Source organism: Paraburkholderia sp. (assembly GCF_035501035.1).
Classification (GTDB): domain Bacteria; phylum Pseudomonadota; class Gammaproteobacteria; order Burkholderiales; family Burkholderiaceae; genus Paraburkholderia.
The window spans coordinates 19,208-41,620 of sequence record NZ_DATJWR010000142.1; the positions used below are offsets into that span (position 1 = coordinate 19,208).

Annotated in this window: 18 protein-coding genes; 10 read left to right on the forward strand and 8 right to left on the reverse strand. The window is 65.9% G+C overall.

Features of this window, described 5'->3' with window-relative positions; genetic code table 11:
* Positions 1-170 precede the first annotated feature (170 nt).
* A complete protein-coding gene (locus VMJ11_RS09825; RefSeq protein WP_325619222.1) occupies positions 171-1,223 on the forward strand; it encodes an NAD-dependent epimerase/dehydratase family protein in 1,053 nt (350 codons plus the stop codon).
* Positions 1,224-1,260: 37 nt separating this feature from the next.
* Here the strand turns inward: VMJ11_RS09825 and VMJ11_RS09830 are convergent, their stop codons facing one another.
* Positions 1,261-3,003, reverse strand: a complete 1,743-nt coding sequence (locus VMJ11_RS09830) for an IlvD/Edd family dehydratase (RefSeq protein ID WP_325619223.1) — start codon at positions 3,001-3,003, stop codon at positions 1,261-1,263.
* A 284-nt stretch (positions 3,004-3,287) separates the two neighbouring features.
* On the opposite strand from VMJ11_RS09830, the gene VMJ11_RS09835 reads away from it, so the two are divergent.
* The 8 genes from VMJ11_RS09835 to VMJ11_RS09870 all read left to right on the forward strand — a co-directional run bounded on the left by VMJ11_RS09835 (position 3,288) and on the right by VMJ11_RS09870 (position 12,052).
* A complete protein-coding gene (locus tag VMJ11_RS09835; RefSeq protein ID WP_414694354.1) occupies positions 3,288-4,238 on the forward strand; it encodes an ABC transporter substrate-binding protein in 951 nt (316 codons plus the stop codon).
* A gap of 93 nt (positions 4,239-4,331) precedes the next feature.
* Entirely contained in the window at positions 4,332-5,849 is a 1,518-nt protein-coding gene (locus VMJ11_RS09840; RefSeq protein WP_325619225.1) for a sugar ABC transporter ATP-binding protein, read from the forward strand.
* Positions 5,846-6,883: an ABC transporter permease gene (locus VMJ11_RS09845; RefSeq protein WP_325619226.1), complete on the forward strand. Its 1,038-nt coding sequence runs from the start codon at positions 5,846-5,848 to the stop codon at positions 6,881-6,883. Before VMJ11_RS09840 ends, VMJ11_RS09845 begins: the two co-directional genes overlap by 4 nt.
* 32 nt (positions 6,884-6,915) lie before the next feature.
* A complete protein-coding gene (gene yjfF, locus VMJ11_RS09850) occupies positions 6,916-8,058 on the forward strand; it encodes a galactofuranose ABC transporter, permease protein YjfF (protein ID WP_325619227.1) in 1,143 nt (380 codons plus the stop codon).
* 257 nt (positions 8,059-8,315) lie between these two features.
* Positions 8,316-9,419: a sugar ABC transporter substrate-binding protein gene (locus tag VMJ11_RS09855; RefSeq protein WP_325619228.1), complete on the forward strand. Its 1,104-nt coding sequence runs from the start codon at positions 8,316-8,318 to the stop codon at positions 9,417-9,419.
* Entirely contained in the window at positions 9,419-10,429 is a 1,011-nt protein-coding gene (locus tag VMJ11_RS09860) for an ABC transporter permease (protein WP_325619229.1), read from the forward strand. The genes VMJ11_RS09855 and VMJ11_RS09860 overlap by 1 nt, the downstream gene beginning before the upstream one ends.
* Positions 10,429-11,253, forward strand: coding sequence for an ATP-binding cassette domain-containing protein (locus tag VMJ11_RS09865; protein WP_325619258.1), 825 nt, complete (start codon positions 10,429-10,431; stop codon positions 11,251-11,253). Before VMJ11_RS09860 ends, VMJ11_RS09865 begins: the two co-directional genes overlap by 1 nt.
* A gap of 52 nt (positions 11,254-11,305) precedes the next feature.
* The gene (locus tag VMJ11_RS09870) at positions 11,306-12,052 is read left to right on the forward strand and encodes a FadR/GntR family transcriptional regulator (protein ID WP_325619230.1); all 747 of its coding nucleotides are present in this window, start codon (positions 11,306-11,308) and stop codon (positions 12,050-12,052) included.
* Positions 12,053-12,269: 217 nt separating this feature from the next.
* Here VMJ11_RS09870 and araH read toward each other — a convergent pair whose 3' ends face one another.
* The 7 genes from araH to VMJ11_RS09905 all read right to left on the reverse strand — a co-directional run bounded on the left by araH (position 12,270) and on the right by VMJ11_RS09905 (position 21,227).
* Positions 12,270-13,280 (reverse strand): L-arabinose ABC transporter permease AraH, encoded by a 1,011-nt coding sequence (gene araH / locus VMJ11_RS09875; protein ID WP_325619231.1) that lies wholly within the window; start codon positions 13,278-13,280, stop codon positions 12,270-12,272.
* Positions 13,281-13,359: 79 nt separating this feature from the next.
* Positions 13,360-14,916 carry an L-arabinose ABC transporter ATP-binding protein AraG gene (gene araG / locus VMJ11_RS09880; RefSeq protein WP_325619232.1) on the reverse strand — a complete coding sequence of 519 codons (1,557 nt, stop codon included), beginning with the start codon at positions 14,914-14,916 and terminating at the stop codon, positions 13,360-13,362.
* A 25-nt stretch (positions 14,917-14,941) separates the two neighbouring features.
* The gene (locus VMJ11_RS09885; RefSeq protein ID WP_325619233.1) at positions 14,942-15,946 is read right to left on the reverse strand and encodes an arabinose ABC transporter substrate-binding protein; all 1,005 of its coding nucleotides are present in this window, start codon (positions 15,944-15,946) and stop codon (positions 14,942-14,944) included.
* A 59-nt stretch (positions 15,947-16,005) separates the two neighbouring features.
* Complete coding sequence (locus VMJ11_RS09890) at positions 16,006-16,935, reverse strand: Gfo/Idh/MocA family oxidoreductase (RefSeq protein WP_325619234.1); 930 nt, start codon at positions 16,933-16,935, stop codon at positions 16,006-16,008.
* A gap of 55 nt (positions 16,936-16,990) precedes the next feature.
* Positions 16,991-17,920 (reverse strand): dihydrodipicolinate synthase family protein, encoded by a 930-nt coding sequence (locus tag VMJ11_RS09895; protein WP_325619235.1) that lies wholly within the window; start codon positions 17,918-17,920, stop codon positions 16,991-16,993.
* A 39-nt stretch (positions 17,921-17,959) separates the two neighbouring features.
* Positions 17,960-19,327 (reverse strand): MFS transporter, encoded by a 1,368-nt coding sequence (locus tag VMJ11_RS09900; protein ID WP_325619236.1) that lies wholly within the window; start codon positions 19,325-19,327, stop codon positions 17,960-17,962.
* A gap of 148 nt (positions 19,328-19,475) precedes the next feature.
* Positions 19,476-21,227, reverse strand: coding sequence for an IlvD/Edd family dehydratase (locus VMJ11_RS09905; protein WP_325619237.1), 1,752 nt, complete (start codon positions 21,225-21,227; stop codon positions 19,476-19,478).
* Positions 21,228-21,368: 141 nt separating this feature from the next.
* Here VMJ11_RS09905 and VMJ11_RS09910 point away from each other — a divergent pair, with 141 nt between their 5' ends.
* The gene (locus VMJ11_RS09910) at positions 21,369-22,367 is read left to right on the forward strand and encodes a LysR substrate-binding domain-containing protein (protein ID WP_325619238.1); all 999 of its coding nucleotides are present in this window, start codon (positions 21,369-21,371) and stop codon (positions 22,365-22,367) included.
* Positions 22,368-22,413: the final 46 nt, after the last annotated feature.

The window sequence follows — 22,413 nt, forward strand, 5'->3', positions numbered from 1 at the left end:
ACATCTGCCCGCCGGAATGAACACAAGCGGATTCGGCGGCTACCGATTTCCAGTCCAGATCGGAAGCTATACATAAATGTATAGTCTCCCGTCTATTTTCGCCAATTTTCTATTGGTGGGTAACAGCGCAGAATGGCCTTCATGACAGCTGATCCGCGAGGAGAATCCGCATGAACGGCATCCCCCTGAATCCGCGAAGCCGTGCGCTCGTGCTCGGCGCGAGCGGCGGTATCGGCAGCGAAGTGGCGCGCCAGTTGCGCGAGGCCGGCTGGCAGGTGCGCGCGTTGCGGCGCGGTGGAGCGCCCAGCCCGGCGTCCAGCTCCGCGCCGGGCGTGCAGGCGACAAATCCGGCGCTCCCCGAGGCTGAGCACATCGAATGGATCGACGGCGACGCGCTCTCGCGCGACGCGGTGCTACGCGCGGCGCAAGGCTGCGCATTGATCGTGCACGCCGTGAACCCGCCCGGCTACCGGCGCTGGGCGCAAGTCGTGCTGCCGATGATCGACAACACGCTCGCCGCCGCGGCCGCCACGGGCGCGACCGTCGTGCTGCCGGGCACCGTCTACAACTACGGGCCCGACACGTTCCCGGTGCTGCGTGAAGACGCGCCGCAGCAGCCGCTCACCCGCAAGGGCGCGATTCGCGTCGAACTGGAGCGGCGCATGCAAGCCGCGAGCGAGCGCGGTGTGCGTTCGATCGTCGTGCGCGCGGGCGACTTCTTCGGGCCACGCGTGGGCAACAGCTGGTTCGCACAAGGGCTTGTGAAGGCGGGCGCGCCGGTGCAGGTCGTGCGCGAACCCAGCGCGCGCGGCATCGGTCACGCCTGGTCGTATGTGCCGGACGTGGCGCGCACGATGCTCGAACTGATCGCGCGGCGCGACACGTTGCCTGCGTTCGCCACGTTCCATATGGCCGGCCACTGGGACGCCAATGGCATGCAGCTCTCCGAAGCGATTTGCCGCGTTGCCCGGGGTCACGGACTGGAGCCGCAACGCAAGCCCTTCCCCTGGACCTTCGTGCGCGCCGTGTCGCCCTTCGTCACGACCCTGCGTGAGCTGATGGAGATGCGCTATTTGTGGCGCGAGCCGTTGCAGCTCGACAACGCGCGGCTCGTGGCCGAACTCGGGCGCGAGCCCCATACGCCGCTCGACGAAGCCGTCGAGGCAACGCTCATGGGGCTTGGCTGCCTCGGCGCGCAGGAGCGGATGCAAAAAGCGGCGTGAACGGCGGCGTGAACAGCGGCGATTCGCTTCGGCATCCTCAATGAGAATGGCTCGGCACCTCCGCGCCGCGGCAGCCCACGAGGAAGTCGAAATCGCAGCCTTCGTCGGCCTGCAGCACGTGCTCGACATAGAGCTTGCGATAGCCGCTGCGATCCGCTGGTACCGGCTGCTGTTGCGCGGCCCACGCATCGAGCCGAGCGCGAATTTCCTCGTCGCCGATATCGATGCGCAGCAGCCCCTTCTCGCAGTCGAGTTCGATCCAGTCGCCGTCGCGCACGATCGCGAGCGGCCCGCCCGCGCGCGCTTCCGGCGCGACGTGCAACACCACCGTGCCATACGCGGTGCCGCTCATGCGTGCATCTGAAACGCGCACCATGTCGGTTACGCCCTGCGCGAGCAGCTTGGGCGGCAGCCCCATGTTGCCCACTTCGGCCATGCCCGGATACCCCTTCGGGCCGCAGTTCTTCATGACGAGCACGGAATCGGCCGTGACCTGGAGATCGGGGTCGCCGATGCGTGCCTTGTAGTCGTCGAAGTTCTCGAACACGACGGCGGGCCCGCGATGCTTGAGCAGCTTCTGGGTCGCCGCCGAAGGCTTGAGCACCGCGCCGTTCGGCGCGAGATTGCCGCGCAGCACGCACAGCGCGCCGTCCCTGACGAGCGGGCGCTCGAGCGGACGGATCACCTCGGCGTTGTGAATGGGCGCTTCGCGCACGTTCTCCCAGAGCGACTTGCCGTTGGCCGTGAGCGCATCGGGATGCGGCAGCAGGTTCGCTTCACCGAGCCGCCGCAGTACCGCGGGCAAGCCGCCCGCGTAATAGAACTCCTCCATCAGGAAGCGGCCCGAGGGCTGCAGGTCGACGATGGTCGGCGTGCCGCGCCCGATGCGCGTCCAGTCGTCGAGTTCGAGCGGCACGCCAATGCGCCCCGCGATCGCCTTCAGGTGGATCGCCGCATTGGTCGAGCCGCCAATGGCCGCGTTCGTGCGGATCGCGTTCTCGAACGCTTCGCGCGTGAGCAGCTTCGACAAACGCAGGTCTTCCAGCGCCATCTCCACGATGCGCATGCCCGACATGTGCGCGAGCACGTAGCGGCGTGCATCGACGGCCGGAATCGCCGCGTTGTGCGGCAGCGAAACACCCAGCGCCTCGGCCATGCACGCCATGGTCGAGGCCGTGCCCATGGTGTTGCAGGTGCCCGCCGAGCGCGACATGCCCGACTCGGCCGACATGAATTGATGGATCGAGATCTTGCCCGCCTTCACCTGTTCGCTCAGTTGCCACACCACAGTGCCCGAGCCGATATCGTGCCCTTCGTGCTTGCCGTTGAGCATCGGGCCGCCGGTCACGACGATGGCGGGCACGTCGCAGCTCGCCGCGCCCATCAGGAGCGCGGGCGTGGTCTTGTCGCAGCCCACCAGCAGCACGACCGCATCGACGGGATTACCTCGTATGGATTCCTCAACATCCATGGAGGCGAGATTGCGGGTGAACATGGCCGTGGGCCGCAGGTTCGATTCGCCGTTCGAGAACACCGGAAACTCAACAGGAAAGCCACCCGCCTCATACACGCCGCGCTTCACGTGCTCGGCGAGCTTGCGGAAATGCGCGTTGCAGGGCGTGAGCTCCGACCACGTATTGCAGATGCCGATGATCGGCTTGCCCGCGAACTCGTGATCGGGGATACCCTGATTCTTCATCCAGCTCCGGTACATGAAGCCGTTCTTGTCCGTGGTGCCGAACCACGCGGCCGAGCGAAGCTTGGGCTTACGGGTGTTCATGGTTTTGCCCACTTAGTGAGAATATTCAATAAATAGCATGACTATATGAGGGGGGATTCTCGGGAAAACGCTAATCGAAACCCATCATCGCGTTGCATATAGTTTGTCTATTGTGGTCAGCAGGCGACGACCAGGGTCCCCCCGAAAAGGGCGGCCCTGGCTTGGGATGGCGCGATACTTCTCGTGATACTGTCCGGCCGTGATGGACGCGGGTGTAGCGCCATGTTTTAAAGAAATACAACGAACAGGCTACATCGGAGACACGCATGAAACTGGTAACTCGCATGATAAGCGGGCTCGTCGCTGCGGCGGCCGCATTCTCGCTGGCGGCCGGCGTCGCCCACGCGGAAGACAAGCAGATCACGCTGGGTTTCGCGCAGGTCGGCGCGGAAAGCGCCTGGCGCACGGCAAACACCGTATCGATCAAGGCGGCCGCCAAGGACGCCGGCATCAACCTCAAGTTCTCGGACGCGCAGCAGAAGCAGGAAAACCAGATCAAGGCGATCCGCTCGTACATCGCGCAGAAGGTGGATGTGATTGCCTTCTCGCCCGTGGTGGAGTCGGGCTGGGAGCCGGTGCTGCAGGAAGCCAGGCGCGCGGGCATTCCCGTGATCCTCACCGACCGCAACATCGACGTGAAGGACACCTCACTGTACGTGACGATGATCGGCTCGGACTTCATGGAAGAAGGCCGGCGCGCAGGCAAGTGGCTCGAAGACCACTACAAGAACAACCCCGGCCCGATCAACATCGTCGAGCTGCAGGGCACCGTGGGTTCAGCGCCGGCCAACGACCGTCACGCGGGTCTCATCGAAGTGATCAAGAACGATCCGAAGTTCAAGATCATCGCGTCGCAGAGCGGCGACTTCACGCTTGCAGGCGGCAAGCAGGTCATGGAAGCGTTCGCCAAGACGTATGGCAACAAGATCAACGTGGTCTACGCGCATAACGACGACATGGCGCTCGGTGCGATCCAGGCCATGGAAGAAGCGGGCATGAAGCCGGGCAAGGACATCAGCGTGGTCTCGTTCGACGCCACCAAGGGCGGCTTCGAAGCGATGATCGCGGGCAAGATGAATGTCGACGTGGAGTGCAGCCCGCTGCTCGGGCCGCAACTCATGACCGCCGTGAAGGAAGTGGTGGCGGGCAAGCAGTTGCCCAAGCGCATCGTGACCAACGAAACGGTGTTCCCGATGGACGTGGCGGCGCAGGTGCTGCCGTCGCGCAAGTACTGAACTCGCTGCAAGCGGCGCGGCGCGCTTCCTGGCCTTTCATCCTGAAGGGCTCCTGAGGCGCGTCGCGCGCACTGGCCTCTCTCACGGTTGCCTATGAGCGCTTCACCGATACTCGAAACCGTCGGTCTCACCCGAACCTTCCCCGGCGTGCGCGCGCTCGACCGGGTCGATTTTCGTCTGTACCCCGGCGAGATCCACACGCTGATGGGCCAGAACGGCGCCGGCAAGTCCACGCTCATCAACGTGCTGACCGGCGTCCACGCGCCCGAGGCCGGCGAGATCCGGCTGGCGGGCGAGGCGGTGCACTTTTCGACGCCACAGGAAGCCGAAGCCGCCGGCATCCAGACACTCTACCAGGAGGTGAATCTCTGCCCGAACCTTTCGGTGGCGGAGAACATTTTCGCGGGGCGCCAGCCGCGCAAGCGCGGCCTGATCGACTGGAAGACGATCCACCGCCGCGCCGAAGCGGCGCTCGCCGAGCTGAACCTCTCGCTCGACGTCACGCAGTCGCTCGACACCTACCCCATCGCCATGCAGCAGATGGTGGCGATTGCGCGCGCGATGTCCGTCGACGCGCGCATCCTGATTCTCGACGAGCCCACTTCCAGCCTCGACGAAGGCGAAGTCGCGCGCCTCTTCGAAGTGCTGCGCAAGCTGAAGGCTTCGGGCATTGCGATTCTCTTCGTCACGCATTTTCTGGAGCAGACCTACGCCATCTCCGACCGCATTACCGTGATGCGCAACGGCGAGCGCGAAGGCGAATATCTCGCGGCCGACCTGCCCGTGCAGACCCTCGTCGCCAAGATGGTGGGCCTGCAGGACGCGGGCGAGCGGCTCACGCACGCCGAGGTCGCGCACGGCCCCGCAACTGCTACGGATGCCGAACCATATCTCGCCGCGCAAGGGGTGGCGCGCCGCGGCGTGCTGAACCCGCTCGATCTCGAAGTGCAGCCGGGCCAGATTCTGGGTCTCGCCGGCCTGCTCGGCTCGGGCCGCACCGAAACGGCGCGCCTCCTGTTCGGCGCAGATCGTGCCGACGCGGGCGCGGTGCGCATCCAGGGCAAGGTGGTGAAGCTCACCTCGCCGCGCGACGCGGTGCGCCACGGCCTCGCCTATTGCCCTGAAGACCGCAAAAAGGAAGGCATCGTCGCCGATCTTTCGATTCGCGAGAATATCGTGCTCGCACTCCAGGCACAACTCGGCTGGTGGCGCATGATCCGGCGCTCGCGCCAGCGCGAACTGGCCAACGAATACATCGAGCAGCTCGGCATCAAGGCGCGCGACGCCGAGCAGGCCATCGGCCTGCTCTCGGGCGGCAATCAGCAGAAGGTGCTGCTCGCGCGGTGGCTGGCCACGAAGCCGCGCCTCCTGATACTCGACGAGCCCACGCGCGGCATCGACGTGGCCGCCAAGTTCGAGATCATGGACCGCGTGCGCGCGCTCTGCGCGAAAGGCCTCGGCATCCTGTTCATCTCGTCGGAGATCAGCGAAGTGGTGCGCGTGAGCGACCGCATCGCCGTGCTGCGCGACCGCCGCAAGGTGGCCGAGCTTTCGGGCGCGGCGCGCTCGGAGCGCGAAGTCTACGACCTCATCGCCGGAGATCGCCGATGACACGCCCGGCCCTGCCCCTGTGGCTCACGCTCGCGCTCAGGCATCCGCTCGTGTGGCCTGCCGCGACGCTCGTGTGCCTGTTCGTCGTCGACGTCGTCCATCGCGGCAACTTCCTCTCCATCACGCTGCTGGGCGGCCACCTGTTCGGCGCGCCAATCGACATCCTCATGCGCGCCGCGCCGCTCGTCGTGGTCTCGCTCGGCATGACGCTCGTGATCGCCACGCGCGGCATCGACATTTCCGTGGGCGCCGTCGTCGCGATCGCCGGTGCGGCAGCCGCCACGGTGCTCGCCGACGACCCGAGCCGCGTGGGCGCCGCGTTCGGCGCGGCGCTCGTCGTGGGCCTCGTCGCCGGCATGTGGAACGGGCTGCTCGTGGCCTTCGTCGGCATGCAGCCCATCATCGCCACGCTCATCCTCATGGTGGCGGGGCGCGGCGTCGCGCAACTGCTCACGGGCGGGCAGATCATCCCCATCGGCGCGCCCGGCTATCTGTTCGCGGGCGGCGGGTATTTCGCGCTCGTGCCGTGCGCCGTGTGGATCGCCATCGCCGTGACCGTGCTCACCGCGCTCATCGTCAATCGCACGGCGCTCGGCCTCTTCATCCGCTCGATCGGCGTGAACCCGGTGGCCGCGCGCCTCGCGGGCCTCTCCTCGCAGGCCGTGGTGTTCGGCGCCTACGCCTTCTGCGGCGTGACCGCCGCCATTGCCGGCATCCTCATCAGCTCGAACGTGCGCAGCGCGGACGGCAACAACGCGGGCCTTCTGCTCGAACTCGACGCGATCCTCGCCGTGACGCTCGGCGGCACGTCGCTGCTGGGCGGACGCTTCAGCCTGGCGGGCACGGTGCTCGGCGCACTCATCATCCAGACGCTCACCTACACCACCTATTCGATCGGCGTGCCGCCCGAGGCCACGCTCGTCGTGAAAGCCGTGGTCGTGCTGCTCGTGTGCCTGATCCAGTCGCCCGCCGCGCGCGCCTTCGCGTTTCACCAACTCAGGCGCATCGCGCTCGCGCGGCGCGCGCGCGCCTGAACGCCAGTGCGCACATTCGGGGGAAACCCAGCATGACCCGCCCTGCCCTGTCCTTCTCGAACACGCTCGCAGCGTGCCGGCGCGGCGCGACTCGCTTCGTCGATCCGCGCGTGCTGCCCATCGTCGTGACAGTCGTGCTCTTCGCCGCGCTGTTCGGCTTCGGCTCGGTCATGTACCGGGGCTTCTTCTCGCTTCAAGTCGCCTTCGGGCTGCTGGTCGACAACGCGTTCCTGCTGATCGTCGCCATCGGCATGACGTTCGTGATCATCTCGGGCGGCATCGACCTGTCGGTGGGCGCCGTGGTCGCGCTCACGACGATCCTCTGCGCCGTGGGCACCGAGAAGCTGCACTGGCCCGTGGCCGTGGTCGTGCCGCTCGTGCTCGCATGCGGCGCACTCTACGGCGCGGGCATGGGCGCGCTCATTCACTTCTTCAGGCTGCAGCCGTTCATCATCACGCTCGCGGGCATGTTCCTCGCACGCGGCACCTGCTTTCTCATCACCACGGAATCCATCCAGATCAACGACCCCGGCTTTCATGCGCTCTCCGAGTTCAGCATTCCCGTGGGCAGCGGCTCGCTCACCACGGGCTCGCTCACCGCAATCGCCATGCTCGTGGCCGGCATCGTCATCGCGCACTTCACGCGCTTCGGGCGCAACGTCTACGCGATCGGCGGCAACGAACGCTCCGCATTGCTGATGGGGCTGCCAGTGGCGCGCACCAAGATCGGCGTATACGCGCTCTCGGGCTTTTGCTCGGCGCTCGGCGGCGTGGTGTTTACGCTCTACGTGCTCTCGGGCTACGGCCTCCAGGCGCAAGGCATGGAACTCGACGCCATTGCCGCCACCGTGATCGGCGGCACGCTGCTCACGGGTGGCGTGGGCTATGTGATCGGCTCGGTATTCGGCGTGGGCATACTCGGCACGATCCAGACGCTCATCACCTTCGACGGCACGCTCAGTTCGTGGTGGACGCGCATTGTGATCGGCGCGCTGCTCTGCGCGTTCTGCCTGCTGCAGCGCGCGACCGAGCGCCACGCCGCGCGCCGCAAATCCACGGGCACGGGGCGCGGCGCACCGCGCGCCACCCAGCCGCGCACGCAAGCCGCCACTTCGATGGACCAGGCAAAGCTCGCTTCGGCTCCACCGCGCATGCAAGGGGCAAAAGGCGCGTAAGCCCGTTGTCATCCGCGCAAGGCGCTGTGGATTAGTTACGGGTATACATGGATTAGGAGGCCTCATCACACTGCACTAAGATTTTTTGCGGTACCGTCGGCGCCAGGCGAACGCGCGTTCGCTGCGGTTGTCCATCGCGTCATCGCTGTTTGCCCTCGTGAGCGGCGCACGTGCGAACCACCGGTACTGTCCAGTAGCTGCACGCTTTTCGACGATAAGTCGACCATTCGACCACGAAGACAAGAACGGAGGAAGACATGGCGCAGGATCGGGATGACGCAAAAGACGGCAAGAGCTTGATCGACACGGGCCGGCGCGGCCTGATGCAAGGTGCGGGGCTGGGCGCGGCGCTCTCGCTGCTCGGCGCGGTGAGCGGCGGCGGACTCATTTCGACGGCTCAGGCCGCCGAGGCGGCGTTCCCCGCGCACAAGAAGTGGAAGATCGTGTTCGTCAATCACGTCACCACGAACCCGTTCTTCGTGCCGACCCAATACGGCATTCAGGACGCGTGCTCGTTGCTGGGCATGGACTACCAGTGGACCGGCTCGGCCACCTCCGACGCCGGCGAAATGGTGCGCGCCGTGAATTCCGCGATCGCCGCGAAGGCCGACGCGATCGCCGTGCCGATCGTCGACCCCACCGCGTTCGACAAGCCCATCCAGGCCGCGCTCGACGCCGGCATTCCGGTGTTCGCCTATAACGCCGATGCGCCGCGCGGCAAGAAGAATCCGCGCCTAGCCTATATCGGCCAGGACCTGTATCTCTCGGGCTACCAGATGGGCGAGCGTATCGTGAGCCTCATCGACAGCGGCATGGTGGCGCTCTTCATCGCCACGCCTGGCCAGCTCAACATCCAGCCGCGTCTGGATGGCGCGAGCGACGCCATCAAGAAGTCCGGCAAGAAGATCGACATCCAGACCGTGGCCACGGGCGCGACCGTCAACGAAGAGCTTTCGAAGATCAAGTCGTTCTATCTCGGTCACCAGGACGTGAAAGGCATGTTCGCCGTCGATGCCGGCAGCACGCAGGGCGTCGCGCAGGTGATGAAGGACCAGAACCTGCCTTCGAAGGGCGTGCACGGCGGCGGCTTCGACCTGCTGCCCACCACCGTCCAGCTCATTCACGAAGGCTTCCTCGACTTCACCATCGACCAGCAGCCGTACGTGCAGGGCTTCTATACGGTCATGCAGGCGTTCGTGACGCTCGCCTCGGGCGGCCTCGTCGGCCCGGCCGATACCAACACGGGCCTGAAGTTCGTGACGAAGGACACCGTCGAGCCCTACCTGAACACCTCGACGCGTTATGAAGGCAAGACCACCAAGCCGCAAATCGTTCCGATGAACGGCGCAATCAAGTCGTGATGAATACAGTGGACGAAACTGGCAACGCAGAAGTTTCCGCGCGGGCTGCCCGCCCGCGCGGGCAATGGCTCTCCGCCTGGGCACCCGAGCTGCGCATCCTCCTCGTGGCGGCGCTGCTCGCGGCGTACTTCGAATTCTCGAACCGCGATTTCCTGCTGACGAACGCGAGCCTCGTCAACCTCTCGCAGTTCATCGCGCCGGTGGCGATCATCGCGTTCGGCGAAATCATGCTGATGATCGGCGGCGACATCGATCTCTCGGCGGGCATGGTGTTCGCGTTCGCGCCGTTCATGATGGTGTTCGCCAACGACGCGGGCGCGCCCATGTGGCTCGCCGTGATCGCGGGGCTCGTGGCCGCCGCGATCGTCGGCTTCGTGAACGGCGCCGTGACCGTGTGGCTGCGTCTGCCCTCGTTCGTCACGACGCTCGGCACGCTCTTCCTCATCAACGGCATCACGCTCACGGTCTCGCGCGGCACGCCGGTCCAGACGCCCGGTTCGCCCGAGTTCTCGGCCTTCATGGGCGCGTGGGGCTATAGCGAAATCATCTGGACCGTCGTCATCGCGTTCTTCATGCACGTGCTGTTGCGGCACACGCGCTGGGGCCTGCACACGCAGGCAGCGGGCGCGAATCCGCTCGGCGCGAGCGAGGCCGGCATACATGTGAACCGGCTGCGCCTCGGCAACTTCATCATCGCCGCCGTGCTCGCGGGCTTCACCGGCATACTCGAAGGCTTTCGCATCACCTCGATCGACCCGCAGGCGGGCGGCAACCAGATCATGTTCCTCGCCGTGGCCTCGGCCGTGATCGGCGGCACGCCGCTCACGGGCGGCTCGGGCACGATCGTGGGCGGCCTGATCGGCGCGGCCGTGCTCGGCATTCTCAATGACGGCTTCACGCTCATCGGCATCAACGCCTTCACGTTCAACATCATTCTCGGCGCCGCGATTCTCGCCGCCATGATCTTCAATATTCACGTAGGGCGCCTGCGCCGCAAGGGAAGCCGATGATGGACGAATCACAAGGCTCACCGGGCGGCCCGGGCGCCACGGCTGTGACCGCCGCCGCGCCGCTCGCGCTGCGCGGCGACAACATCGTCAAGCGCTTCGGCGCGGTCACCGCGCTCGACGGCGTCTCTTTCACGCTCGGGCGCGGCGAGATACTCGGCATACTCGGCGACAACGGCGCGGGCAAGTCCACGCTCGTGAAAATCCTCACGGGCTTTCACCAGCAAACGAGCGGCACGTTGCAGATCGACGGCAACGAAACGCTGCTGCGTTCGGTCGACCATGCGCGCTCGCTCGGCATCGAATGCGTTTATCAGGACCTCGCGCTCGCGAACTCGCTTTCGATCTATCACAACATGTTCCTGAACCGCGAGATCGTGCGCCGCGGCCCCTTCAAGCTGCTGCTCGATCACAAGCAGATGCGCGAGCGCGCGGCACAGCTCCTCGACGACATCGGCGTGCACGTGCCCTCCGTGGACCTCCCCGTGGAGCGGCTTTCGGGCGGACAGCGCCAGGCCATCGCGGTGGCGCGGGCGGTGCGTTCGAACGCCAGGATCCTGTTGCTCGACGAACCGCTCGCCGCAATGGGCGCACGCGAAGCGGGCCTCATCATCGATCTCATCATGCGGTTGAAGGAAAAGGGCGGCCTATCGATTATCATGATCATGCATAATTATGCGCAAACGCTCGACATTGCAGATCGCATCATGTTGATGCAGCGAGGCCGCGTGACGTACGAGCAGCACAGCGCCAACACCTCGGTGGCCGAGCTGATGGACATCGTGCGGCGGGAATACCGGGCGATGCGCGCCACCAGCGCGCATTGACCTCATAACACAGGGAGACGCTCCGACCGGGCAACCCCCGGGCCGGACAATCATGGATTACCGCAATCTAGAGAAACGCAAGAGCATGCACGCGCGCATCGTGCAGGAGCTCGGCATGCAGATCGTGAGCGGCGCGTTCGCGCCGGGGCAGCGCCTGCCCGCCGAACCCACGCTATGCGAAACCTATGGCGTGAGCCGCCCCGTGCTGCGCGAGGCGACGCGTGTACTCGTTGCCAAGGGCCTCGTCGTTTCGAAGCCGCGCGTGGGCAGCGTCGTGCGCGCGCGCGATGAATGGCACATGCTCGACCCCGACGTGCTGTACTGGACCGTCAACAGCATTCCCGAAGGCGAGTTCTTCCGCTCGCTCATGACCGTGCGGCAGATCATCGAGCCCGCAGCCGCGGCGCTCGCCGCCATCAACGCAAGCGATGAGGACCGCGCGCGCATCGCCGCGGCGTATGCGCGCATGGAGCAGGCCCAAACGGCTGCCGACCTGCTCGAACCCGACCTGGAGTTCCATCGCGCGATCATGGCGGCCACGCACAACAACATGCTCGCCTATATCGGCAACATGCTCTCGCTCGCGCTGTCCGAGTCGATCAAGCTCACGAGCCGCCACCCCAACACGCACGCACTTTCGTTGCCGCGCCACAAGGCCATTCTCACGGCGATCGAGCATCGCGATGCATTGGCGGCGCGGCAGGCGAGCGTCGTGCAGCTCGACAACGCGCGCGTGGACGCCAATTCGATTCTGGGCGGGGCGGCGCTGGAAACCTGGGCGCCCTCCGTGCCCGATTGATCCACTTCTCGAACGGTTTGCCGCGCTTCGCATAGCCTTGCGGCGAGGGATCGGTTTCGGTCTCCTGGTCACCCGTGGGCCCGCGAGAGCCAGGGGCCGATGCCGGCCCTGGCTCTCGCATCGCGCCGCCAATGCCGTGGCACGAAACATCTGAGGCTGTATCACCGGAGAGCGGACAGGCACGCCGGCAGCGCACCTGTCCTCGACTTCAAGAGCCTCACACCGCCCGCTTGCTGCGCCGGAACTGGTCGAACAGCACCGCCAGCAGCAGGATGCCGCCGCGAATCAGGTATTGATAGAAGGTCGGCACATTCATGAGGCTCATGGCGTCCTGCACGGCGCCCATGATGAGCACACCCACCAGCACGCCCGAGATCGTGGCCACGCCGCCCGTGAGCGACACGCCGCCCAGCACGCACGCCGAGATCACGCCGAGTTCGAGGCCCACCGAAGTCTTCGGGTCGCCAAGGCTCATGCGCGAAGCGAGCATCACACCCGCGAAGCCCGTTATGAGCCCCTGCAGCACGAACACCGTGATCTTGATACGCGTGACCGGCAAGCCCGCGAGCCGCGCCGCTTCGCTGTTGCCGCCCACCGCGAGCACGTTCTTGCCGAACACGGTCTTCTTGAGCAGAAAGCCGAACACCACGAAGCCGACGATGTTGCTCCAGATCGGGAACGAGATGCCGAGGAACGAGCCGCCGCCGAGATCGAAGAAGCGTTCTTCCGAGATCATCACGGCGTCGCCGTTCGAGGTGAGGAACGCTAGGCCGCGCACCGCTTCCATCATGGCGAGCGTCGCGATCAGCGAGTTGATCTTGAAGCGCGCGATCAGCACGCCGTTTACGAGGCCGACCGCGCCGCCCGCCAGCACGCCCGCTGCGATGCCCAGCAGCACGCTATGCGACTGCGTGATGACCGTGGAGGCCACCACGCCGGAGAACGCGACGATCGAGGCGACCGAAAGATCGACCTCGCCTAGCGCGAGTACGAACATCATCGTGACGGCAATCGAGCCGATCAGCGTGACGGAGAGCAGCAGGCCCTGAATGTTGCGGGTCGTGAGGAAGTCGGGCACCGTCGCGGATAGCACCGCGAACAGCACCACGAACACCACCACGATGCCCGATTTGTTGATCATGTCCCACGCGCGCGCGCGCGACGCGGTCATGGGCGCGGCGGCTTCGTTGACGGTTGGCGTGCCCTGTGGCTGCATGGCTTCACTCATTTCTGGTTCATCGTTTCGGATCGGCCGCGCGCCTTCATCGCACGCGCGGCCGGCAAGGCAAAAAACAAAAATTACGCTTTCAGCGCGGCAGCGCGAGCTTGATCAGCTCTTCGGGCGAGGCCTCGGCCTTCGGGACGATGCCCGCAATACGCCCCTCGCGCATCACGATGATGCGGTCCGCCACGCCGATCACTTCGGCGAGATCGCTCGACACCATCACGACCGTGCGCCCCGCTTCCGCGAGCTCGTACAGCAGGTTGTAGATTTCGGCGCGCGCGCCCACGTCGATGCCGCGCGTGGGCTCGTCCATCAGGAACACCTCGATGCGCTCGGCAAGCCAGCGCGAGAGGATCACCTTCTGCTGGTTGCCGCCCGAGAGCGTGCCGATGGCCGTATCGCCGTTGCGTGTCTTGATCGCGAGCTTCTTGATGTAGTCCTGAGCGAGTTCGCGTTCGCGCCGCGCGTCGAGCAGGAAGCGCGCCGGGCTGAAGTGGCGGCGCGCGCTGATATTGAGGTTGTCGGCCACCGAGGCGATCGCGACGATGCCCTCCTGCTTGCGGTCCTCGGGGCACAGCGCGACGCCTGCGCGCACGGCGTCGCGCGGGCTCGCGAAATCCACGCGCTTGCCGTCCAGTTCCACATGGCCCGCGCTTGCGCGCGTCGCGCCGTAGATCAGCTTCATGAGCTCCGAGCGCCCCGCGCCCACGAGACCGAAGAAACCGACGATCTCGCCGCGCCGCGCCGTGAACGAAATTGGCTCGGCAAGACCCGGCCCGAGCAGCCCCTTCGCTTCGAGCAGCACGGCGCCCGCTTCGCGCGGACGATACCCGTACACATCCTCGATCGAGCGGCCCACCATTGCCGCAATGAGGCGGTTGCGGTCGAGATCGGCCACCGACTCGAACGTTTCGATATGCTTACCGTCACGGAACACCGTCACGCGGTCGCAGAGCTCGTCGACTTCGTCCATGCGGTGCGTGACGTAGATGATCGCGCGGCCGTCCGCACGCAACGCGTTGATGATGCGAAAGAGATTCTGGGTCTCGCGCGCCGAGAGCGAGCTCGTGGGCTCGTCGAAGGCGATCACGCGCGCGTCGCGCATGAGCGCCTTGCCGATCTCGATCATCTGCCGCTGGCCGATGGAGAGGTTCTTGACCGGCGTGCGCGGGTCGATACGCTCGCCGAGGCGCTCGAGTTCGGTCATCGCGCGCTGCGCGAGCGTGCCCTCGTCGAGCACGCCGAGGCGGTTGGGCAGTTGCCCGAGCATCAGGTTTTCCGCCACCGTCAGCTCGGGCACGAGATGCAGTTCCTGATAGATGATCGCGATGCCCGCGTCGAGCGCCGCGCGCGTGGTCGTGAAGCGGTGCTCCACGCCGGCGAGGCGCAGCGTGCCCTCCTGGGGCTGGTTCACGCCCGAAAGCACCTTGAGCAGCGTGGATTTTCCCGCGCCGTTCTCGCCCATCAGGCCATGCACTTCGCCCGCACGCACTTCGAGCGATACGCGGTCGAGCGCGCGCACGCCGGGAAAGCTCACGGTAATGCCGTCGAGCTCCAGGTACGCGCGTGCCCCCTGTTGAGCGCTCGCACGTGCGTCCGCCGATCTCTGCGCGCCGTCGTCAATCGTGATTTCAGTCATTGCATCCCTGCCCATTACGCAGTCCTTAGATACCCAGCTCGCTGCGCACGGCCTGCCAGTTCTCGCGCGTCATCAGCTTGCCGGTGGTCTGCGTGTCGGCAGCCGGCTCCTTGCCGTTGCGGATCCAGTCGATGAGGTTCTCCGCGCTCTCCTTGCCGTGGTTCGTCGAGCTGACCGCGATCGTGCCGTAGAAGCCCGTAGGCTGCTTCTTCTGGAATTCGGCGAAGGCTTCACCCGCGCCGTTGATGCCCACGCCGATCACGTCCTCCGAGGGAATATGCAGCTGCTCGGTCGCACGCACGGCGCCCAGCACGGATTCTTCGTTCAGCGCGAAGACCACCCACTTCTTGATGTTCGGATGCTGTGCGAGCACGGGCGAAGCCGCGTTGAATCCGCCTTCGTCGTCGGTGGTCTTTTGCGGGGCGTCGAAAATGTTCTCCTTCTTGAAGCCGCCGGCCAGGAGCGATTGCGTTGCGCCGTCCGTGCGCAGTTTCGCCGTGGGCAGTTCATAGTCGGTGATGCGCAGCGCACCCACTTCTTCGGGCTTCCAGCCGCGCCTCTTCATTTCGTCGGAGATCGCCTGGCCCACCTGGTTGCCGATCTTGAACGCCGACATGCCGAGGTGCGGCACATTGGCGAGCGGCTTGCCCGACGAATCGACGAGCTGGTCGTCCACCGTCACGAACTTCATGTTGTAGCGCTTCGCACGCGCCTGAATGGCCGGTCCGAGGCGCACGTCGGGCGCGCAGATCACGAAGCCCTGGGCGCCTTGCGCGCCGAGGTTGTCGATGGCGGCGAGCACCTTCTCGCCGTCCGGCGTGCCGATGTTCACCACCGCGAAGTTCTCCTTCTGACCGAGCGCGGTGGCCGCCTTCTGCTCGTTGATGAACCATGCCTGCTCCGGCATCTTCACGAGGAAGCCAATTTTCACGGGCGAATCGGCATGCGCCGCCACGCTCATGCCGAGCGGGGCCACGCACATTGCCGCGAGCACGGCACGAAGGGTCAAACGGCGGATCTTGCTGGTCATGCTTCTGTCTCCTCTGGTGTGGTCGTTGCGTCTTGGTGAAACTATGAAAAAAGCGGCATTCAGTGGCCGAAGGCCTCGACTTCCACGTGGCGGCCTAGCAGGAAGGCGTCGGCCACGAGGCGCAGCGGGCGCACGTCCACGTCGTCGGTGCCGTGCGCGATGAGCCAGTGGAAGCGCTCGTAGAGCGTCGCGTATTCGCGCTCGGCTTCGAGCGCAACAGGCTCGCCCGCAATCGCGAGGCGCTTGCCGCCTTCTGCGATCGAAAGCAGGCCGTCGGTGGTTTCCACGTCGATTTCCCATTGCTCGACAGGACCATGGCGCCAGTCGAATTCGGCGCGCACGGGCACGCCGTCGGTATCGATGCAGTCGAGGTCGGCCGCAATCGGCGTCGAGCAATCGCTCGGCACGTGCAGGGTCGCGCCACGCAACAGCACTTCACGCGGCAGGATGCGCGTGACGATGGAGAGGGCGTTGATGCCCGGATCGAACACGCCGAGGCCGCCCGGCTCCCAGATCCACTGCTGGCCCGGGTGCCAGCGGCGCACGTCTTCCTTCCAGCGCACGTGCACGGCGCGAATGGTGCGCTCGGCAAGCCACGCGCGCGCCGGTTCGACGGCGCTCGCGCAGCGCGAATGCCAGGTGGCGAACAGCGTGCGGCCACGCTTGTGCGCGAGCTCGCGCAGCGCCTCGACTTCGCTCACGCTCGCGCCAGGCGGCTTTTCGAGCATCACATGCTTGCCCGCCTCCAGCGCGGCGCGCGCCTGCGCATAGCGCACCTGCGGCGGCGCGCAGAGCGAGACGGCGTCGAGATCGGCCTCGGCGGCGAGCAGCGTGCCGATGTCGGTGTAGTTGCGCACGTTCTCCACCTGCGCGTTGCGGCTCGCGCTCGCCACGAGCTCGAAGCCCGGATTGCCCGCAATGGCGGGCAGATGCTGGTCGCGCGCAATCTTGCCCACGCCGACGATGCCCAACGTATAAGACGCTTTCATGACGATCTCCGCCCCTTCACGACAGGGAGATTTTTTATTCTGGATGACGAACGATTCACTTGCCCCAGCGCAGCACGAGCGGGTCGAGCCGGCGCGCAATGGCGATCAATTCGGCACGCGTTTCGGGATGCATTGCGGGCAGCGGGTGGCGCGGCAGCTCACAGGCAATCACGCCGCCCTCCTTCATGAGCGACTTGCAGGCGAGCAGCCCCGCCTGGCGGTTCTCGTGATTGATGAGCGGCAGCCACTTCTGATAAAGCGAAAATGCTTCGTCGATGCGGCCTTCGCGGTGCGCGTCGATGATCGGACGAATGCCGTCCGGGAACCCGCCGCCCGTCATCGAGCCGGTCGCGCCCGCGTTGAGGTCCGCGAGCAGCGTGATGCCTTCTTCGCCGTCCCACGGGCCCTCGGCGTCGGTGCCCGCGAGGCGGATCAGTTCGCGCAGCTTGTTCGCCGCTCCCGGCGTCTCGATCTTGAAGTACGACACCTGCTCGATCTCGCGCGCCATGCGCGCCAGAAATGCGGCGCTCAGCACGGTGCCGCTCGCGGGCGCGTCCTGGATCATGATCGGAATGTCGATCGCGTCGGAAACGCGCGCGTAGAAGTCGTAGATCTGCTGCTCGGGCACGCGGAAGGTCGCGCCGTGATACGGCGGCATCAGCATGACCATTGCGGCGCCCTGCTCCTGCGCGCGCTTGCTGCGCACGGCGGCCACGTTCGTGCCGTAGTGCGTGGTCGTCACGATCACGGGCACGCGGCCCGCCACGTGCTCGAGCACCGTGCGCGTGATGAGCTCGCGTTCGTCGTCGGAGAGCGAGAACTGCTCCGAGAAGTTCGCGAGGATGCATATCCCGTCCGAGCCCGCGTCGATCATGAAATCGACGGCGCGCTTCTGGCTTTCCAGATCCAGCTCGCCGGTTTCGGTGAACGTGGTCGGCACGACGGGAAAAATGCCCCGGTAGCGGGGCGTACGGCTCGTAGTCATGTCAGCGGTCCTGCTTCGAAGTGATGTTTGGCCGGTGCTTCACGATTCGCTCGCGAGGTTCCCCGCGCCACGCGGCGGCGTGCGCAACGCCGCACGCACGGCGAACGTCACGAGCACCGCGAAAACCAGCGTGGCCGCGAGAAAGTAGAGACCGGCCGCCAGGCTGCCCGTCGCGTCCTTGATGAGCCCGATGCCATAGGGGCCGAGATAGCCGCCCAGATTCGCGAGCGAGTTGATCGTCGCGATGCCCACGGCGGCGCTCGCGCCGGTGAGAAACTCGCCGGGCAGCGCCCAGACCACGGCCTGAATCGAGTAGATCGAGAAAGCAGTCAGGCAAATGAACAGCAGTTGCAGCGCCGGCGCGCGGAACCACGCGCTCGCGGCCATCGTCAGCGCCGCGGCAGCCGAGACCACGACGATGTGGCCGTAACGTTCGCGATGCTTGTCCGAATGGCGCGGCACGACGAGCAGGCCCACTACCGCGAACAGATACGGCACCGCGGAAAGCAGGCCCGCCGTGGAATCACTCACGCCGAACGCCTTGATAATGGTAGGCAACCAGAGCGACAAACCATAGATGCACAGCGGAAACGGCAGGAACAGCAGCGCGAGCAGCAGCACGCGGCGGTCCTTGAGCGCGGCGAACGGGTTGCGGTGTGCGTCGAGCCGGTAAGCGCGCGTGTCGGCGGCGAGTTCGCGCTCGATCCAGCGGCGCTCGGCTTCGCTGAGCCAATGCGCGTGCGCGGGCGATTCGGGCAACAGACGCAGCGTGGGAATGCAAAGCAGCACGGCGGGCAGGCCACTCACGACGAAGAGCGTCTGCCAGTTCGACATGCCGAAAAAGCCGTGCGTTTCGAGCAGCGCGCCCGCGATCGGGCCGGTGACGATACCCGCAATGGGTTGCGCGAGCACGAGCAGGCCGATCACGCGCGCGCGGTGCCGCATGGGAAACCAGTGCGTGAGAAAGTACAGAATGCCGGGATAAAGCCCGGCTTCCGCAGCGCCCAGCAGAAAGCGCAACGCATAGAAGCTCTTCGGACCGCTCACGAACGCCATCGCCATCGTGATCACGCCCCACGTGAACAGAATGCGCGCAAACCACACTCGCGCGCCGAAGCGTGCGAGCGCGAGATTGCTCGGCACCTCGCACAGGAAATAGCCGATGAAGAAGAGACCCGCGCCGAGGCCGTAGGCGGCGTCGGAGAGCCCCACGGCTGCGTTCATGTGCAGCTTCGCGAAGCCGACCACCGTGCGGTCGACGTACGCGACCACGTAGATCAGCGCGAGAAACGGCACGAGCCGGCGCGCGATATGGCCGACGATGTGCTTTTCCTCGCTTGCCGGCTCGCCGGCAGCACTCGCCTGGGGAGCCTGGCTCTCGTGTTGCAGCGCCTGGGGGTTCGTCATCGTGTCTCCTTTGCAAAGCTGTTGGCAGCACTCGACGCTTTAGCGTCCCGTGCTGCCCCATGCAAAGCTTCTATGCTCTTTTTCGGCCGTTTCGCGCGCCTCGTGTTCTTTGCGCGTTCGGGGCACCGGCCGGCCCGCCATCAACGCATCAGTGCGAATGTCGCGGCACCGCCGCCCCCCGCTTGCCCACGAGGAAGTCCAGATCGCAGCCCTCGTCGGCCTGCAGCACGTGATCGACATAAAGGCGCGCGTAACCGCCCTTGCCCTGCTGCTCCGCAACGCCGGGCGCCGCAACCGGATCGACGTCGCTCAAACGGCGCGCGAGTTCCTCGTCGCTGATGTCGAGATGCAGGCGCCCCACCTCGCAGTCGAGTTCGATCCAGTCGCCGTTGCGCACGGCGGCAAGCGGGCCGGCCGCCGCCGCTTCGGGCGCCACGTGCAGCACCACCGTGCCGTAAGCGGTGCCGCTCATGCGCGCGTCCGAAATGCGCACCATGTCCTTCACGCCCTCGCGCAAGAGCTTGGGCGGCAGGCCCATGTTGCCGACCTCGGCCATGCCGGGGTAGCCGCGCGGGCCGCAGTTCTTCATTACGAGGATCGAGTCCTTGTCGACGTCGAGCGACTCGTCGCCAATGGTGGCCTTGTAGTGATCGAAGTTCTCGAACACCACGGCGCGGCCGCGATGCCTGAGCAGCTCGGGCGTGGCCGCCGAAGGCTTGAGCACCGCGCCGCGCGGCGCGAGATTGCCGCGCAGGATGCAGATGCCGCCGTCTTCGATCAAAGGCTTGTCGAGCGGACGGATCACCTCGTCGTTGTAGTTCGGCGCCTCGCGCACGTTGTCCCAGAGCGACTTGCCGTTGACGGTGAGCGCATCGGGATGCGGCAGCAGGTTCGCTTCGCCGAGGCGCCGCAGCACAGCGGGCAAGCCGCCCGCGTAATAGAACTCCTCCATCAGGAAGCGCCCCGAAGGCTGCAGGTCGACGATGGTCGGCGTGTTGCGGCCAATGCGCATCCAGTCTTCGAGTTCGAGCGACACACCAATGCGCCCCGCAATCGCCTTCAGGTGAATCACGGCATTGGTCGAGCCGCCAATGGCCGCATTCGTGCGGATCGCGTTTTCGAACGCCTCGCGCGTGAGCACCTTCGAGAGCGTCAGGTCTTCGAGCGCCATCTGCACGATACGCATGCCCGACATGTGCGCGAGCACGTAGCGGCGTGCGTCCACGGCGGGAATCGCCGCGTTGTGCGGCAGCGAGACGCCGAGCGCCTCGGCCATGCACGCCATCGTCGAGGCTGTGCCCATGGTGTTGCAGGTGCCCGCCGAGCGCGACATCCCCCCTTCGGCCGCGAGGAAATGATGAAGGTCGATCTCGCCTGCCTTGAGCGACTCGTGCAGCCGCCACACGGCCGTGCCCGAGCCGATGTCCTTGCCTTCGAGCTTGCCGTTGAGCATCGGACCGCCGGTCACGACGATGGCGGGCACGTCGCAGCTCGCCGCGCCCATCAAGAGCGCGGGCGTGGTCTTGTCGCAGCCGCACAGCAGCACGACGGCGTCGATTGGATTGCCGCGAATCGCTTCTTCCACGTCCATCGAGGCGAGATTGCGCGTGAGCATGGCCGAAGGGCGCAGGTTCGATTCGCCGTTCGAGAACACCGGAAACTCAACAGGAAAGCCGCCCGCCTCGTAAATACCGCGCTTCACGTGCTCAGCGAGCTTGCGGAAATGCGCATTGCAAGGCGTGAGCTCCGACCAGGTGTTGCAGATGCCGATGATCGGCCGGCCGTCGAATTCGTGATCGGGAATGCCCTGATTCTTCATCCAGCTTCGATACATGAAGCCGTTCTTGTCCGTGGTGCCGAACCACTGTTGGGAGCGCAGTTTGGGTTTGGTTGCCGACATCGTGTCCGTCTTGAGGAGCGAGTTGTTCGGCACAGTCTAGGGACATCTCTGATAACCTTCTAATGAAAAAACGGACGTTTCCGATATCGAAACCGGCATTGGTATAAACACCTAAAACTATTTGGGAAATCAGGCGAAAAGATGCTCGATGCGACCCCGTGGTACGTGCGCACACGGCTGAAGACGCGGCAATTGCTGCTCGTCGTGGCGCTGGCCGAAGAAGGCAACATTCACCGCGCCGCGGCGGCGCTCAACATGACGCAGCCCGCCGCCTCGAAGCTGCTGCGCGAGCTCGAAGAGACGCTCGGCGCGGTGCTGTTCGATCGCATGCCGCGCGGCATGCGCCCCACGCTCTACGGCGACGCGCTGGTGCGCCACGCGCGCGCCGTGCTCGGCAGCCTCGACCAGGCGCAGGAGGAACTGAGCGCGCTAAAGGCGGGGCGCCTTGGCCACGTGGCGGTCGGCGCGATCACCTCGCCGGGCGTGCGCGTGCTGCCGGCGGCCGTCGCGGCGGTCAAGCGCACGCATGCGAACCTGCGCGTGAGCGTGGAGATCGACGCGAGCAACGTGCTGCTCGAACACCTGGCCCAGGACAAGCTCGATGTGGTGCTGGGCCGCCTCTCCGCCGAGCACGACAAGCTTCAGTTGCGCTACGAACCGCTCGCGGGCGAGCCCGTGTGCGCCGTGGTGCGGCCCGGGCACCCGATGCTGGGCGGCGCACACACGCCATCGGGCAAGTCACCTCGCGCACCGATCGCGCTGGCCGAGCTTGCGCGCGCCACGTGGGTAGTGCCGCCCGTGGGCAGCGTGCTGCGCCACCGCTTCGAGCTGATGTTCCAGCGCGCGAGCCTCGCGCCGCCATCGAACGTGGTGGAAACGCCCGCGCTGCTTTTCATCACGCGCGTGCTGGAGCAGAGCGACATGATCGCGGTGCTCACCGAAGACGTGGCGCACTACTACGAGGCGCATGGCATGGTGGCGATCCTGCCCGTGCCGATGGATTGCCAGATGGACGACTTCGGCATCATCACACGCGCGGACCGGCTGCCCACGCCCGCCGCGAGCGTCATGATCGAAGCGCTGCGGGAGGTGAGCGCCGAGCTCTATGGAACGCAGCGCGAGAGGCAACTCGCGCGATAATCGTCCGATTCGTCCGATTCGTCCGATCAAAGCGGCCCAGGAGCAC

Excerpts from the sequence above, each read along its gene's own strand:
- VMJ11_RS09825 (WP_325619222.1), top strand. The coding sequence starts at position 171 with ATGAACGGCATCCCCCTGAATCCGCGAAGCCGTGCGCTCGTGCTCGGC.
- VMJ11_RS09830 (WP_325619223.1), bottom strand. The coding sequence starts at position 3,003 with ATGAACACCCGTAAGCCCAAGCTTCGCTCGGCCGCGTGGTTCGGCACC.
- VMJ11_RS09835 (WP_414694354.1), top strand. The coding sequence starts at position 3,288 with ATGATAAGCGGGCTCGTCGCTGCGGCGGCCGCATTCTCGCTGGCGGCC.
- VMJ11_RS09840 (WP_325619225.1), top strand. The coding sequence starts at position 4,332 with ATGAGCGCTTCACCGATACTCGAAACCGTCGGTCTCACCCGAACCTTC.
- VMJ11_RS09845 (WP_325619226.1), top strand. The coding sequence starts at position 5,846 with ATGACACGCCCGGCCCTGCCCCTGTGGCTCACGCTCGCGCTCAGGCAT.
- yjfF (WP_325619227.1), top strand. The coding sequence starts at position 6,916 with ATGACCCGCCCTGCCCTGTCCTTCTCGAACACGCTCGCAGCGTGCCGG.
- VMJ11_RS09855 (WP_325619228.1), top strand. The coding sequence starts at position 8,316 with ATGGCGCAGGATCGGGATGACGCAAAAGACGGCAAGAGCTTGATCGAC.
- VMJ11_RS09860 (WP_325619229.1), top strand. The coding sequence starts at position 9,419 with ATGAATACAGTGGACGAAACTGGCAACGCAGAAGTTTCCGCGCGGGCT.
- VMJ11_RS09865 (WP_325619258.1), top strand. The coding sequence starts at position 10,429 with ATGGACGAATCACAAGGCTCACCGGGCGGCCCGGGCGCCACGGCTGTG.
- VMJ11_RS09870 (WP_325619230.1), top strand. The coding sequence starts at position 11,306 with ATGGATTACCGCAATCTAGAGAAACGCAAGAGCATGCACGCGCGCATC.
- araH (WP_325619231.1), bottom strand. The coding sequence starts at position 13,280 with ATGAGTGAAGCCATGCAGCCACAGGGCACGCCAACCGTCAACGAAGCC.
- araG (WP_325619232.1), bottom strand. The coding sequence starts at position 14,916 with ATGACTGAAATCACGATTGACGACGGCGCGCAGAGATCGGCGGACGCA.
- VMJ11_RS09885 (WP_325619233.1), bottom strand. The coding sequence starts at position 15,946 with ATGACCAGCAAGATCCGCCGTTTGACCCTTCGTGCCGTGCTCGCGGCA.
- VMJ11_RS09890 (WP_325619234.1), bottom strand. The coding sequence starts at position 16,935 with ATGAAAGCGTCTTATACGTTGGGCATCGTCGGCGTGGGCAAGATTGCG.
- VMJ11_RS09895 (WP_325619235.1), bottom strand. The coding sequence starts at position 17,920 with ATGACTACGAGCCGTACGCCCCGCTACCGGGGCATTTTTCCCGTCGTG.
- VMJ11_RS09900 (WP_325619236.1), bottom strand. The coding sequence starts at position 19,327 with ATGACGAACCCCCAGGCGCTGCAACACGAGAGCCAGGCTCCCCAGGCG.
- VMJ11_RS09905 (WP_325619237.1), bottom strand. The coding sequence starts at position 21,227 with ATGTCGGCAACCAAACCCAAACTGCGCTCCCAACAGTGGTTCGGCACC.
- VMJ11_RS09910 (WP_325619238.1), top strand. The coding sequence starts at position 21,369 with ATGCTCGATGCGACCCCGTGGTACGTGCGCACACGGCTGAAGACGCGG.